We start from the raw sequence: 230 nt of genomic DNA on the forward strand, positions 1-230 counted from the left end.
GGAGACGGTGAAGGTGCACCGGCGCAATCTCTATCACAAGCTCAATGTGAATGGGCATGGTGAGCTGTTTGCGTTGGTGTTGCAGCCGCGCTGAGATCAACATCAAAAGATCGCAGGCTCGGTGCTTCGCGGGTGACGCCATCGATGAGGAAGTCCGCACCGAACGCCGGATCGTTCATGCACGCCAGAACCGTGCCTTCGGGGCTGAGCAATTCCGGCAGTCGACGCAG

The 230-nt window shown here is 59.1% G+C and carries 1 protein-coding gene and 1 pseudogene; one reads left to right on the forward strand and one right to left on the reverse strand.

The window, feature by feature from the left end; all coding sequences use genetic code 11:
* Positions 1–94 (forward strand): LuxR C-terminal-related transcriptional regulator (locus WLY71_RS31130; protein WP_347806595.1); only part of this gene is annotated, 94 nt, incomplete at its 5' end.
* Positions 95–110: 16 nt separating this feature from the next.
* On the opposite strand, the pseudogene WLY71_RS31135 reads toward WLY71_RS31130, so the two are convergent.
* Positions 111–230: pseudogene (locus WLY71_RS31135) on the reverse strand (class I SAM-dependent methyltransferase); the annotation flags it as partial.

It is taken from the genome of Pseudomonas rossensis, from assembly GCF_039888995.1.
Taxonomy (GTDB): Bacteria; Pseudomonadota; Gammaproteobacteria; order Pseudomonadales; family Pseudomonadaceae; genus Aquipseudomonas; species Aquipseudomonas rossensis.